The sequence below is a fragment of the Neobacillus thermocopriae genome, from assembly GCF_010975035.1.
GTDB lineage: Bacteria > Bacillota > Bacilli > Bacillales > Cytobacillaceae > Neobacillus > Neobacillus thermocopriae.
Map to the genome: position 1 here is coordinate 34,731 of NZ_JAAIUV010000013.1, position 14,271 is coordinate 49,001.

Below are 14,271 nucleotides of genomic sequence, written 5' to 3' on the forward strand. Positions count from 1 at the left end.
TAGGATAGGGCACCTAAATTAGCGAAGCAAAGGAGAGGAAATCAGTTGCAAAACTTTATTTTTCAAAACCCTGTAAAATTAATTTTCGGTAAAGGACAACTTGAGCAATTAAAAGTTGAAATCCCCCGCTATGGGAAAAAGGTATTGTTAGTTTATGGTGGAGGTAGCATCAAACGAACAGGTTTATATGATCAAGTAATAGCCATCTTAAATGAAATTGGAGCACAAGTGTTTGAACTGGCCGGAGTAGAACCTAACCCACGTGTTTCTACCGCTCGGAAAGGAGTGGATATTTGTAAACGCGAGGGAATCGAGTTTATTTTAGCTGTAGGCGGTGGGAGTGTTATTGACTGCAGCAAATTGATAGCCGCCGGGGCAAAATATGACGGCGATCCTTGGGACATTGTCATTAAAAAGGCGGTTGCTAAGGAAGCTTTACCGTTTGGGACTGTATTGACATTAGCAGCGACGGGTTCCGAAATGAATGCTGGATCGGTTATCACCAATTGGGAGACAAAGGAAAAATATGGGTGGGGTAGTCCAGTTACTTTTCCTAAGTTCTCGATACTGGATCCGGTTTATACCTTTACTGTCCCAAGGGATCAAACAATTTATGGCATTGTTGATATGATGTCCCATGTTTTGGAACATTATTTTCACCTTGAAGAAAATACTGATTTTCAGGACCGCATGTGTGAGTCCTTACTCTTGACTGTCATGGAAACGGCTCCAAAATTATTGGAGGATCTTGAAAATTATGAACACCGAAAAACAATCCTATATTGCGGAACAATGGCATTAAATGGGATTTTAAATATGGGCTATCGCGGTGACTGGGCGACTCATAATTTAGAGCATGCTGTTTCCGCTGTTTATGATATTCCTCATGGAGGCGGGCTTGCCATCCTATTCCCGCATTGGATGGAGCATACCCTTCATGTGAAGCCTGAGCGGTTTAAACAGCTGGCTGTGAGGGTATTTGGGGTGAACCCTGAAGGAAAAACAGCTGAAGAAGTGGGGCTTGAAGGCATCCGTAAGCTACGCGAGTTCTGGAATCAGATTGGAGCCCCATCACGATTGGCGGATTACGACATAGATGACAGCAACATTGATCTAATGGCAGACCGTGCAATGGCAAATGGAGAATTTGGCAACTTTAAGAAATTGAACCGGGATGATTGTTTAGCCATTTATCGTGCATCCTTATAATATTTTGGAGCTCAGATTATTTACTGAGCTCCTTTTTCGACAAAATTCCTCCTCTGTAAAAAAATGCTCGAAATTGGTTGCGTTTACAAAAGTGACTTCGCCTTGATTATCCATTCCTCATTGTTTAAAGTGGTAATGAAAATAAAATTTTGGAGGAACATGTATGACACACGTTCGTTTTGATTACTCAAAGGCCCTCTCCTTCTTCGGAGAACATGAACTTACATATTTACGTGATGCTGTGAAAGTTGCTCACCATTCCCTTCATGAAAAAACGGGTGCAGGGAATGACTTTTTAGGTTGGATTGAGCTCCCAACGAATTATGATAAAGAGGAATTTGCTCGAATTCAAAAAGCAGCAGAGAAAATTAAGTCTGATTCTGATGTACTGCTTGTCATCGGTATTGGCGGTTCCTACCTCGGCGCAAGAGCAGCTATTGAAATGTTGCAACATAGCTTTTATAATGCTTTGCCAAAGGAAAAGAGGAAGACCCCGCAAATCATTTTTGCCGGAAATAATATTAGTTCCACTTATATGAGAGATATTATGGATCTTCTCGACGGAAAAGATTTTTCCATTAATGTCATTTCCAAATCTGGAACGACCACGGAGCCAGCCATTGCCTTCCGTATTTTCCGTAAATTATTAGAAGAAAAATACGGTGTGGAAGAAGCGCGTAAACGAATCTATGCAACAACAGACAAGGCTCGCGGGGCATTAAAAACATTAGCAAGTGAAGAAGGCTATGAAACGTTTGTGATTCCGGATGATGTTGGTGGACGTTATTCAGTTTTAACAGCTGTTGGTTTGCTACCGATTGCTGTCAGCGGAGCAGATATTGAAAAAATGATGGCAGGTGCAGCAAAAGCACAGGAAGATTTCAGTGAATCCGAGCTTGAATCTAACCCTGCTTATCAATATGCGGCTGTAAGAAATGTTTTATATAACAAAGGTAAAACGATTGAAATGCTCGTTAACTATGAGCCAGGGTTACAATATTTCTCTGAATGGTGGAAGCAGTTGTTTGGTGAAAGTGAAGGAAAAGACCAAAAAGGAATTTTCCCGGCTTCAGCTAATTTCTCTACAGATTTACATTCATTAGGTCAGTATGTTCAAGAAGGCCGTCGCGATTTATTTGAAACGATTATCAAAGTTGATCAGCCTCGCCATGAGCTAACAATTGAGGCGATGGACAATGATTTGGATGGACTAAATTACTTAGCAGACAAGACGGTTGATTTTGTAAATAACAAAGCATTTGAAGGTACCATGCTAGCTCATACGGATGGTGGCGTACCTAACTTAATCGTTACTATTCCAGCCATGGATGAGTACACTTTCGGTTATCTTGTGTACTTCTTTGAAAAAGCTTGTGCGATGAGCGGATACTTACTAGGAGTTAATCCATTTGATCAGCCTGGTGTAGAAGCTTATAAAGTCAATATGTTTGCCCTATTAGGGAAACCTGGATATGAAGAGAAAAAAGCAGAGCTTGAAAAACGATTAAAATAATAAAAAAAGCAGGTCGAAAAGAAATCGACCTGCTTTTTTTATAAGCCGTGGCATTTGATTGATTTTATGATTATTGGAAAAACTAATTTCATGAAGAAAAAAGGGGGTTACAAGAATGATTGAAATACCATCCAAGGTGGAAGGTCTACAGTTTGATTTGTACAAGTTGGAACAAAAATTAAAGCCAATCGGTTATTCAATCGGTGGGAATTGGGATTATGATCATGGGGCATTTGATTATAAAATAAGTGAAGATTCCGGATATCAATACCTTAGGCTCCCCTTTAAAGCCATTGATGGCCAGTTGGATGCCCGTGGCTGCACAGTGGAGTTGGGTCGGCCCTTTCTCTTGTCTCATGAGTATGAAGAAAATATAGATGAGCACGGAGAATCTGGTGTTTTTTCCGGGGCATTCAATCAATTTCAAGAACCTACCAACAAAGATGCAAATTTCCCAAGCCAATATATTGATGTTGGAAAGGCTCTTGTTCAAGAATTGGAAGATCTTTTGTTACAATAACTCCATTAATAATGGAAGTTAGTTTAATAACGATTAGTAATAAAAAATTTTTGCCACATGACTCGTATGAGTACATTCATGCCAAGCATCGAAAAAATGATGTTAAGATTGATTCTAAACGAGAAGGGCGATCATCGAGTGAATAAAAGACATTTTCGGTTAGTGTGAAACTGGAAATGTCTTTCATTGCTCATGGTAAATATTTTTCTAACTAGTATTAGAACTTATCATTCTTTGATTAGTCCAATGACATTTCTTTCAGAACATGTAAGTGTTATTACTCATTAATAATATGACATTCCTCATTTTTGAAACATTTCCATCTCCATAAATCGCTTTACATTTCCTCTGAAAATAAGAACAATTACTGGCCATTTCCTTCTTGAAGGAATAATTTTCATTGTTAATGCAAAATTTAAAGGAAAAATGAACCATTGGAGAAAAGAGCCTTGAGGTGTGGAAAATTGATGAAGGAAATAAAAACAGAACAAAGGTGTATCCTATTAGCCATGTTCATTTTGGCACTTTATCTTTCCCCTTTATTTATTTTACAAGAGAATGCCCATATTCGAGTCCACGACAATTTAGATTCCAACATTGCCTGGTATAGAGTATTGGCGAGAAGTGGGGAAATGTTCGGTGGGGTTCAAGGGGTTATCCCACAAATTATTAATGGAATGCTGTCTCGAAACGCCTTTGGAACAGAATTTAGTATCATCGTTTGGCTTCATTACTTTTTCCCTACCATGATTGCTTATGGATTAAGTCAAGCATTAACAAGATTTGTTGCCTTTTTTGGGATGTACTTGCTGTTAAAAAAACATTTATTGCCGGGTGAAAAATGGGTCATTATCAATATTATGGCCTCCCTTGCTTTTGCATTGACTCCATTTTGGCCATCAGGAATGTTGAGTACATTAGGAATGCCACTTGCACTTTGGGCTTTTCTCAATATTAGAAATGGGGAAGGATCCATTAAGGACTATGTCGTTCTGACTCTTCTCCCTTTTTATGCGAGCATTGTGTTAGGTTTTTTCTTTTTCTTAAGTGCCATGGGGATTTTTTGGTTAACAGATGTTATTCGAAAAAAAAGATGGAATTTCTCTTTTCTCCTATCGATTGTTTATATGACTTTTGTTTTTTTACTAGTAGAATACCGGCTTGTTTACTCTTTTCTTTTTAAAGGAGAACCAAACAGTAGGGATGAATATTTTCATGCGGAGCTGCCGCTTTGGCGTGTAATCCGGCTGACATTTAAAAACTATGTGTTTGGACATACCCACGTGATGACTGTTCATACGTTTATCATTCTCCCTGCCACATTAATTGCGATGTATTTGGTTATTTCTAAAAAACTATGGAAGCAGGAGAAAATATTTATTTTTCTGTTTGGTTTGAATTTTATTTTATCGCTTTGGTATGCCTTTTGGTTTTATGAAGGCTGGCTTCCATTGACAAAAAAATTTCACTTCATGGATACCTTTAATTTTGCCCGCTACCACTTTTTAAGGCCACTTGTGATTTATGCTAGTTTTGCATTAGCATTAAAAATCATTTCACTTCAAGGATTCCACTGGTCCCGGATTGCCAAGGGGCTGGCGATTATGCAGATCATTTTGTTATGTGGATTTAATGATGAAATCATTTATAGGGATAAACCGACTGTTAAGGAGTTTTATGCAGAGGAATTATTCCAAGAGATTAAGGAGTATATTGCCTTGCCTCAGGAAGATTACAGGGTAGCGAGTATAGGAATTCATCCCGCGATTGCCCAATATAACGGCTTTTATACGCTTGATACCTATAATAATTTCTATCCTTTAAGTTATAAACATCAATTTCGGAAAATAATTGAAAAGGAATTGGAAAAAAATAAAACCATCAAAAAATATTTTGATAAATGGGGTGGACGTTGCTATATTTTCACTGCACAGCTTGGAAAGAAATATATGATCAAAAAAGATTCCAAAAGGCATCTAAAAAATTTGGAATTAAATACAAACGTTTTTAAAGAAATGGGTGGACGCTATATATTCTCTGCATTGCCAATTGATAATGCCGAACAAAATCAGTTATCACTAGAACGAGTTTTTGAATCGAAAAATTCTGCTTGGAAAATTTACCTATACAAAACTTTTTAGACATCGGAGGGATACAGCAGATGACAGAACCAGTCCTTACTATTGTTGTGCCATGCTATAACGAAGAAGAAGTTTTGCCGGAGACCATGTCTGCCCTACAAAGGCTGCTTAAGGAGTTAATGGATGAAGCACTTATTTCTCAGCAGAGCAAGCTTCTATTCGTGGATGATGGAAGTAAGGATGGTACATGGGAACTGATTTATAAAGAAGGATTACAAAATTCAATGGTCAAGGGGCTTAAACTATCACGAAATGTCGGGCACCAAAATGCCCTTCTTGCTGGCTTGATTTCAGCAAAGGACCTTTCCGATTGTGTGGTTTCCATTGACGCCGATCTTCAAGATGATATTTCAGTCATTCGGGAATTTATTTTGAAATATTACGAAGGTTGTGACATTGTATATGGCGTGAGAAAAAGCCGAGAAACGGATAGCTTTTTTAAAAGAAGCACGGCGCAGGGCTTCTATAAAATGATGAAAAGATTAGGAGTTGACCTAGTCTATAATCATGCTGATTTCCGCCTGATGAGCAAACGGGCACTAAATGAGTTGCAACGATTTAAAGAAGTAAATTTATTCTTGCGAGGAATTGTGCCTCTTATTGGCTTTAAAACGGACATTGTTTATTATGACAGATTGGAGCGGAAGGCCGGTGAGACAAAATATCCTCTAAAAAAAATGTTGGCCTTTGCCTTTGATGGGATTACCTCATTTTCGGTTTCTCCGATTCGCTTTGTATTATTAATTGGATTTATTTCCTTTTTAATGAGCCTGATGTTTGGAAGTTATTTTTTGACGCTAAAATTTTTAGGTCATACTCAAACAGGTTGGACCTCGTTGATCACATCCATTTGGCTGATTGGTGGACTGCAATTAATAGCGATAGGCTTAATTGGAGAATATATTGGGAAAATTTATAAAGAAACGAAACAACGTCCTAAATACATTGTAGATATCGATACTTTTAATTTAGGAGTTCCTAGACGCCTCTTGGATCCAGTGGAAGAGGATTTGGGGAGAATTTCTGAGTCAAATCAATAATTATTTGGAAGAGGCTGTTTGGGCCTCTTTATTTTTTTAGTCGTACAACCCCTTCTTTTTGAATAATAATGGGTAGACAAGCTTTTTTGGAGGGGTGTGAATGAACGTTTTTTTAAGCTATATTTTGTTAGGGATTTCGCTAGCGGCTCCCATTGGCCCCATCAACGCAGCGCAAATAGATCAAGGAATAAGGAATGGATTTATGCACTCATGGCTAATTGGTGTGGGAGCCGTGATTGCAGATGGGATTTATATGTTTATTGTTTACATAGGAGTTGTCAGGTTTCTTGAGACACCATTTATGCAAATCTTTCTTTGGTTGTTTGGTTTCTTTGTCCTTCTTTATATAGGCATGGAAACGATTAAGAATGCAGGGAAAGTTCATTTAAATCATACGAGGGGAAGAGATCCATTGACAAAATCGTTTTTTACTGGATTTTTCATGTCTATCTCTAATCCGTTAACGATATTATTTTGGCTTGGCATTTATGGTTCGGTTCTTGCTAAAACAGCAGCAAGTTATGAAACAAGCCAGTTAATTATTTATAGCAGTGCGATTTTTATTGGATTAATTATGTGGGATATCACGATGGCTAGTGTGGCTAGCAGTTTCAGAAAATTTTTAACCTCGCGGCTATTAGTGATGATTTCTCTTTTTTCAGGTGTTTCATTAATGGGGTTTGGTATTTATTTCGGCATTCAGGCCTTTAAGGTCATATTTACTTCATAAAAAAGCCGGCAGATTAATGCCGGCTTTTCTTTATGAAATATATTTGTGAGTTCAAAAATTGTCTAGCTCCATCCCTCTCTAGCGGCGAGATGCCTTCACTCTCCGCCCTACGATAAGTTAACATCGTATATCTTCCGCTTTTCGTGTTTCCTATATCTCAGTTGGAGACCACCATAAGGAAGGCTTCGTCAGCCTCAGCATCGCACGACCGAAAGCAATAGCTTTTGGGAGGAAGTCATACGCCGCTGACCAGGGCACTTTCGCTTTTCTATGCAGTTGGCCATGGTTTTAATACACGTTTTTTGTTTTTGCTTTTGTTCCATTTTAAGTTCATGATTAAGGTAATAATCCCAATGATCGCGACAAAACCAAGGCTGATGAAAAATCCGATTCGGCTGGAATCTTGGAACAAGGTACCACTAACTGCGATGAGAATGAGTAGAAAGCCGATGAAGTATTTGACTTTCTCTATTGCGTTAATTTTTAGTACCTTCCTGGGTGAGATAAGAATAAACATCCAATTATACATGAGCATTAAACTTGCAGCTGTTGTTATATACTCGTAAATTCGATTCGGCATGAACAAGGCAGAGATGACTGAAGCAGCGATGCCTAGCATGGTAACGGTTAGCGTAGGAAGCGGCACCTTTAGTTTCTTTTTTTTGGCAAAGCTAGCAGGGGCATCCCCTTCTTCAGCTAAGGTGACAAGTATGGTAGTGACTCCGTAGAGTGAAGCGGTCATTGTAGAAAAACCTGCAATAATGAGTGTGGCATTAAAAACATGCGGGATAAATGCAAGATGATAGGCATCCAAGGCAATGACAAACGGGCTTTCTTTTGCATTAAATTTTTTCCAGGCAACCATGATTACCGCCAACCCAATGGAAATTGCATATATAACCATTAAGGAGAACAGCATGACTCTTCCTGCCTTTGGGGCTTCCTTAGGATTTTTTAATTTGGTTGCCATCAAGCCAAGAATTTCAATGCCTCCAAAAGCGTAATAGGCAAAAATGACTGCAGACCATAATCCGATAATTCCACCGGGGAAAATCTCTTTCATTTTATTGGGATATTGGATTGGCTGGTCCCCATCTAAGACTCCAAAAATCGCTAAGAATGAGATGATAATAAACATGAGGATCGCTGACACTTTGATGATAGCCAGAATATTTTCTAGTTTATTTAATATCCCCACCCCAATTAAAATGACTGTTAAGCCAAGGATTGCGTAGCCAGTGGCAAATAGCCAAAGTGGCACTTTTGGAAACCAAAACTGAGAAAAAATGGCTAATGCAGTCATTTGACTGCCCATAATTAATACTTCAGATGTCCAGTAAACCCATCCACTACTAAAGCCAGCCCATCTTCCGTATGCTTTTTTAGCATAGGAACGGAAGCCTCCTTGAAGCGGTTCATTTGCTGTCATTTTTGCAAGTGCATCAAACACAAAATATGTACCGACAGCTGCTATAAAGTAAGCGATTAAAATAGAAGGACCAGCCATCCGAATGGCCAGACTTGAGCCTAGAAAAAATCCAGTTCCAATCGTACACCCTACCCCGAACAAGGATAGCTGCCACCATTTCATATTGTTTTCCTTCGCCTTAGACTTTGACTGCCCCATAACACTACTCCTCTTTCGAATTAAAAGGTTGAGGCGATTTCCTCAACCTTTTTTATATTTTTCTACCTGTCGACCCAGGTGATTGATCGGTAATGCTTTGATTATTAAACTGTTCATCATTTAGACCTGTTTTTTGTTTTCGGTCCGTACCTAAATATTCTGTTTTATGTTTACTTAAAACTTGTCTAAATTTATCAAAATTTTCATTGACCACGTGGATTGCCTCATTTCTTTTGTTTTCATTTATTATTTAAGATATACCTTGGCAGTTTTCTTATACTATTTGTTTCGAAAAGGTTTTTGATGGAATTCATTTTTTCTTACATAATCAGCAGCAAATTCAATGAAAATAAAAAGGAACTTCTAATGTCTTCATGCCCATTCAATTATAAAAAAATGTATTAGTGTTTTTCTTGAAAAAGGGGGATTCAAAATGTTATCGACGGAACAGCTTGCCAATTTACGCTTACGATTGTTAAAAGAAAAAGAAGAGTTGGAAGAGAATTTGAATCAAAATGACCATTTTGGTTTTGAACGTGGTCATTACCACGAATCAATGGGGGAGTTGTCCAGTTATGATAACCATCCAGCTGATGAAGGAACTGACTTATATGAGCGCGAGAAGGATAACGCCTTGTTAGAACACTATAAAATACAGCTAGGGAATATTAATAAGGCTTTACAATCGATGGAAAATGGAACCTATGGAAAATGCGAGGTATGTGGCAAGGATATTCCTGTCGAAAGGCTGGAAGCATTGCCAAATACGACCTATTGTATTGAGCATAGTCCGGATCAGATGACTTCCCATAAACGTCCAGTAGAGGAAGGCGTTTTAATGCCTCCTTTTGGAAAATTTGATATGGATGAAAAGGATGAGAATGTTGCTTTTGATGCAGAAGATGCCTGGCAGGTTGTATCCCAATGGGGCACATCTGAAACTCCATCGGATTTCGCATTTACAAAAGATCATTATAATGATGTATCCGATGAGGCGGAAGAAAATGAAGGTTATGTAGAAGACTTTGAAAACTTTGTTGGCAATGATATATATGGAAAAAATATTACTGTTTATCCAACACCACAGCATGAACAATATGAAAATGCTTTAGATGAAGAAGGCATCATGACAAGTTTCGGGGATTTACCTGCTTTTGAACATGATCCATATGTGGAAGATGATAGATAAAAGCAGAAAACAGCTTTCATGATGAGAGCTGTTTTCTCTGATTTTATTCTGTTTTATTGTCTTCTCGTGGAATTTGTTCTTCTTTTCCATTCTCTTGTTCGACGACGGCGCCAATTTCACCTTCTGCATATACGTCACTTACTTGCTCATGAGTCGTAGCAATTCCTGATGCAAGCGGGTTACTGTTATGATAGTAACTAGGGTGAAAAAAGCTTCCCGCTACCTCGGTGGCTTTTTTTCGATCTTTTTTTTCCAACATATATCACTCCTTTGTCGTAAATACATGAGTATTTTCTCTATTTTTATTAATTTTCATCCATGAAAGGAGTTTCCTTAAATGAATAAAAGAAAAGACTTTCCTACAAGAGAGGAATTGGACCAAGCTTTTCACTATCTTCATGATCAAATTAACCGAATCTCTGTTTTAGAAGTAATGGAAATAATGAAAGAAGAAAAAGAAGGGAATAAAGAGTAAAGAGGTTTTTTTTATAAAAAATTTCGCACCTATTCTTGGCGTGCAATGCTTCTTTAGGGAGGGGTCATAATGGGAGCAAGAGAATCGCTGGCTAAAAAAATTGCCTGGATTAGTGTTGTCAGTAATATCATTCTTACTTTAGGAAAAATGATCATTGGCTGGTATGGTAATAGTGATGCTGTATTTGCTGATGGAATCCATTCAGCAGCAGATGTGGTCGCATCGGTTATTGTCTTATCCGTGATTAAAATTGCCAATAAACCTGCTGATGAAGAACATCCGTATGGTCATGGGAAGGCAGAGGTCATTGTATCTGGTGTTGTCGGGATTTTGCTGTTTTTAGTAAGCATTTATGTGATTTATGAAGGAATTGTTGGATTTATTCATCCATTTGAATCGCCTACTATGCTGACAATGTGGGTGGCGTTATTCTCATATGTTTCTAAAGTCATTTTATATCGAAGCTCACTGCGAGTTGCAAGACAACATAACAGTAAAGCGATTGAGGCTATTGCTTTTGATCATAAGGCAGATATTGCAGCTTCCATGGCAGCCGCTATCGGAGTGTTATTATCATTGGCTGGGGAGCGGTTTGATATTGGTTTCTTGTTATACGGTGATAAAGTTGCGAGTATTTTTGTTGCCTATCTAATTTTTAAAATTGCTAAAGAAATGCTAACAGAAGCCTTTGATATATTACTTGAACGGAATATTAACCATGAGACATTACAGGAATATATTACTATTATCAATAAATTTCCTGAGGTAAGGAGATTAGACCGTATTAGGGCTAGAGAACATGGACATTATGTTTTAGTTGATTTAAGAATTTCCATTGATCATTTTAAAACCATTAAAGAAGGTCATGATCTTGCCAAAGCTATTAAAGAGAAATTAATGGATGAATACGACAATATTGAAGAAGTATTGATTCACTTAAACCCATATTTTCCAGAAAATGAGTAATGGACAAAAATCTCATTTGTACTTTCGGTCATTTGGGTTTATGATAGGAAGGGGAAAAAGGCTGAATAAGTATTATACAGCCTGCATTCAGTAGAAAGTAATTAGTGTTGAGAGGAGTTGATATTTTTGAGTTATTCCATAGACCCGGACCCAAGCAGGCGAGGGGAAGTCAATATAATCTTTGAATGGGTGAAAATGGTTTCGGCAAGAATATCAGCTCTCAATGAAGGTAGTTGGCTTCCTCAAACAAAATGAATGAGGAGGTTCTTAACATGTTGGAGATCTACAAAAGCACCGATGCTAGGGTTTTAGAAAAAGTGGATGTCATTACAAAAGGTTGTTGGGTAAATATGTCTGCTCCAACCCCCGAAGAAATTGCTAGAGTATCTAATGATGCTCAAGTGGATATTGATATCATTAAGGATGCGCTCGATGATGAAGAGCGTCCAAGAATTGAGCGAGATGACGGTCAAGTGTACATCATCGTTGATTTTCCATACATTGTACACGATGAATCAGGTCTTGCTGTTTATGAAACAATCCCAATTGGAATTATTTTAACCAATGATCATATTATTACCGTTTCTTTAAAGGATTCTCCAATTATTGAAGAATTTCGGAAAAACAGGGTGAAGGAATTTTATACGTTTAAAAAAACACGCTTTGCCCTTCAGCTTTTATTCGTGATTTCTTCCTATTATCTACGCTATTTAAAGCAAATTAATAAGAAAACGAACGAAATTGAACGGGTTGTCCATCAGTCATTGAAAAATAAGGAATTGTATGCTTTTCTAGCCTTGGAAAAGAGTTTGGTTTATTTTACAACCTCCCTTAAATCAAACAAAGTCGTTCTTGATAAAATTCTTCGTTTTAGCTATTTAAAAATGTATGAAGAAGATAAGGATTTATTGGAAGATGTGATTATTGAAATCACACAGGCAATTGAAATGGCGGAAACTTATCATTCGATCTTAACTGGAATGATGAATGCCTTTGCTTCGATTATTTCCAATAACTTAAACATAGTTATGAAGTTTTTAACATCAATCACCATTATTTTGGCTTTGCCGACGATGGTTGCTAGTTTTTATGGAATGAATGTGGAACTTCCATTTCAACAAACAAATATGGCCTTTGCGATACCGCTTATCCTTTCAGCGTGTTTAGCCAGTTTAACAGCTTATATATTTTGGAAAAAGAAATATTTCTAGATTACCAGCTTTTCATAAGCTGGTTTTTATTTTAGTAAAAACTAGAGTTTTTTATAAAATTTGAGAAATTTTCCCAACTTATTCTACTTGACTTACATAACTAATAAAGAATTTAATTTATATATTTTAAATAAATATAAATAATTCAATAAAATTCTGTAAGACAGGCTCCATTTATTGTAAAATAATAAAAAAAAGAAAGGCAAGCCTGGTGATCGAAATGGAATATGGTGCATTAATAAAATATTACCGAACCCAAAGAGGTATTACACAAGCGGAGCTTGCTAAAGGGATTTGTTCGGTCCCACATCTAAGTAAAATAGAAAATAATTCAAAAGAAGCTAACAAAGAAACCATTTCTCTGCTGCTCAACCGGCTAAATGTTAATCTGGAGGAAATGGAAGAAAAAGAGGGCATTATTCAAGATTTACTCGCAGATTTGGAAGAAAAAATAAATTACTATCTTATTGATAAAATAGATGAGACATATCGCAAATTGCAAGAAATTGAACATATTATTCCTTTTTCCAAACATATTTACAAGTATGAACTCTATAAATATAGATATTTACTATTTAAAGGATATTTAGCCGAAGCAGCGAAACAAAAGGAATTGTTATTTAAGCAACGGATAAATTTTTCCCAACATGAGGAGTATTTATATAATTACTTTAATGCGATATTTTTAATGATGAAGGGAAAATTTAAAGCGGCAGATGAGTTGTTTGATGCATTAGATATTGAGCCAAGTACAGAAAAAACGAAAGCAGAATATTTTTATCATCGAGCACATGTAAAAGCTGCACTTGAGCAATCAGGTCATGCCATTCATTTTGGAAAATTGGCCCTTCAGTTGTTTATGAACGAGCATAATTTTTTACGTATTCTCCATTCACTTATGCTTTTGGGAATTAATTACACACACTCGAATATATACGAGGAAGCAGAAGAGTGTTTTCGTCATTTAATTAGAAATGCCGAGTTATTAAAGCAAGAAAAGTTACTTCCACAAATTTATCATAATATGGGTTTCCTTCAAAATAAGAAAAATAATCCAAAGAAAGCATTAAGTTATTACGAAAAAAGTTTAGCATTACAGCCAATCAATAATCCACATTATTTAGTAACTTTATATGCTATTGGGGAAATACAATATTCCCTTGGTGAAGCAGAAAAGGCAAAAGAGTGCTTTAATGTAGTAAGCAGTTTAGCAAAAGAATTGGGGAATAAGAAGTACCGCTTATTGGCCGATTTTTATTTAGTTCATATGCATTCACCAGATCGAGCCTTTAAATATTTAGTATCAAAGGTCATTCCTCATTTAGAAGAAACGAATGAACACAAAAATGATTTAACTCGCTTTTACAAAATGCTTTCAGATTACTATACCGAACAAGGAATGTATCTGGAAGCAGTAAAATATTTAAATAAAATAACGTAGGAGGTATTCAAATGAAAAAACTTGCTATTGTATTGTTTTCACTTTCATTACTCGTTTTTTCTTCGCCTGTGAATAGCGCGAATGATACCAATGTAGTCGTAGAAAAAACATCTAAAGTTAATCATCCAATTTTACCCCCAATTTGATCCTAGCTAACTTCCCCCCTGATAATATTTGAACCATTCTAGAACTATTATTACTATCAATCT

General features: G+C 36.9%; 15 protein-coding genes. 12 read left to right on the forward strand and 3 right to left on the reverse strand.

Annotation, left to right across the window (positions count from 1 at the left end; all coding sequences use genetic code 11):
• Positions 1 to 45 precede the first annotated feature (45 nt).
• The 6 genes from G4Z05_RS09635 to G4Z05_RS09660 all read left to right on the forward strand — a co-directional run bounded on the left by G4Z05_RS09635 (position 46) and on the right by G4Z05_RS09660 (position 7,153).
• The gene (locus tag G4Z05_RS09635) at positions 46 to 1,209 is read left to right on the forward strand and encodes an iron-containing alcohol dehydrogenase (protein WP_163251757.1); all 1,164 of its coding nucleotides are present in this window, start codon (positions 46 to 48) and stop codon (positions 1,207 to 1,209) included.
• 163 nt (positions 1,210 to 1,372) lie between these two features.
• Positions 1,373 to 2,722: a glucose-6-phosphate isomerase gene (locus tag G4Z05_RS09640; protein WP_163251758.1), complete on the forward strand. Its 1,350-nt coding sequence runs from the start codon at positions 1,373 to 1,375 to the stop codon at positions 2,720 to 2,722.
• Positions 2,723 to 2,837: 115 nt separating this feature from the next.
• Positions 2,838 to 3,242, forward strand: coding sequence for a YugN-like family protein (locus G4Z05_RS09645; RefSeq protein ID WP_163251759.1), 405 nt, complete (start codon positions 2,838 to 2,840; stop codon positions 3,240 to 3,242).
• A gap of 467 nt (positions 3,243 to 3,709) precedes the next feature.
• Positions 3,710 to 5,383: a DUF6044 family protein gene (locus G4Z05_RS09650; protein ID WP_163251760.1), complete on the forward strand. Its 1,674-nt coding sequence runs from the start codon at positions 3,710 to 3,712 to the stop codon at positions 5,381 to 5,383.
• A gap of 20 nt (positions 5,384 to 5,403) precedes the next feature.
• Positions 5,404 to 6,423, forward strand: a complete 1,020-nt coding sequence (locus G4Z05_RS09655; protein ID WP_163251761.1) for a glycosyltransferase family 2 protein — start codon at positions 5,404 to 5,406, stop codon at positions 6,421 to 6,423.
• A 100-nt stretch (positions 6,424 to 6,523) separates the two neighbouring features.
• Positions 6,524 to 7,153, forward strand: coding sequence for a LysE family transporter (locus tag G4Z05_RS09660; protein ID WP_163251762.1), 630 nt, complete (start codon positions 6,524 to 6,526; stop codon positions 7,151 to 7,153).
• A gap of 268 nt (positions 7,154 to 7,421) precedes the next feature.
• Here the strand turns inward: G4Z05_RS09660 and G4Z05_RS09665 are convergent, their stop codons facing one another.
• A complete protein-coding gene (locus tag G4Z05_RS09665) occupies positions 7,422 to 8,780 on the reverse strand; it encodes an amino acid permease (RefSeq protein ID WP_163251763.1) in 1,359 nt (452 codons plus the stop codon).
• Between the two features lie 52 nt (positions 8,781 to 8,832).
• On the reverse strand, positions 8,833 to 8,994 hold the full coding sequence (locus G4Z05_RS09670; RefSeq protein WP_163251764.1) for a hypothetical protein: 162 nt from the start codon (positions 8,992 to 8,994) through the stop codon (positions 8,833 to 8,835).
• Between the two features lie 219 nt (positions 8,995 to 9,213).
• On the opposite strand from G4Z05_RS09670, the gene G4Z05_RS09675 reads away from it, so the two are divergent.
• The gene (locus G4Z05_RS09675; protein WP_163251765.1) at positions 9,214 to 9,969 is read left to right on the forward strand and encodes a TraR/DksA C4-type zinc finger protein; all 756 of its coding nucleotides are present in this window, start codon (positions 9,214 to 9,216) and stop codon (positions 9,967 to 9,969) included.
• Between the two features lie 43 nt (positions 9,970 to 10,012).
• On the opposite strand, the gene G4Z05_RS09680 is transcribed toward G4Z05_RS09675, so the two are convergent.
• Positions 10,013 to 10,225: a YozQ family protein gene (locus G4Z05_RS09680; RefSeq protein ID WP_240465359.1), complete on the reverse strand. Its 213-nt coding sequence runs from the start codon at positions 10,223 to 10,225 to the stop codon at positions 10,013 to 10,015.
• Between the two features lie 81 nt (positions 10,226 to 10,306).
• Between G4Z05_RS09680 and G4Z05_RS09685 the strand changes: the two genes are divergently transcribed.
• The 5 genes from G4Z05_RS09685 to G4Z05_RS16625 all read left to right on the forward strand — a co-directional run bounded on the left by G4Z05_RS09685 (position 10,307) and on the right by G4Z05_RS16625 (position 14,208).
• Complete coding sequence (locus G4Z05_RS09685; RefSeq protein ID WP_158332800.1) at positions 10,307 to 10,444, forward strand: hypothetical protein; 138 nt, start codon at positions 10,307 to 10,309, stop codon at positions 10,442 to 10,444.
• Positions 10,445 to 10,513: 69 nt separating this feature from the next.
• Complete coding sequence (locus G4Z05_RS09690) at positions 10,514 to 11,410, forward strand: cation diffusion facilitator family transporter (RefSeq protein WP_163251766.1); 897 nt, start codon at positions 10,514 to 10,516, stop codon at positions 11,408 to 11,410.
• Positions 11,411 to 11,682: 272 nt separating this feature from the next.
• Complete coding sequence (locus G4Z05_RS09695; RefSeq protein WP_163251767.1) at positions 11,683 to 12,621, forward strand: magnesium transporter CorA family protein; 939 nt, start codon at positions 11,683 to 11,685, stop codon at positions 12,619 to 12,621.
• A gap of 220 nt (positions 12,622 to 12,841) precedes the next feature.
• Positions 12,842 to 14,062: a helix-turn-helix domain-containing protein gene (locus tag G4Z05_RS09700; protein ID WP_163251768.1), complete on the forward strand. Its 1,221-nt coding sequence runs from the start codon at positions 12,842 to 12,844 to the stop codon at positions 14,060 to 14,062.
• 11 nt (positions 14,063 to 14,073) lie between these two features.
• Positions 14,074 to 14,208, forward strand: a complete 135-nt coding sequence (locus G4Z05_RS16625) for a hypothetical protein (protein WP_276207639.1) — start codon at positions 14,074 to 14,076, stop codon at positions 14,206 to 14,208.
• Positions 14,209 to 14,271 lie beyond the last annotated feature (63 nt).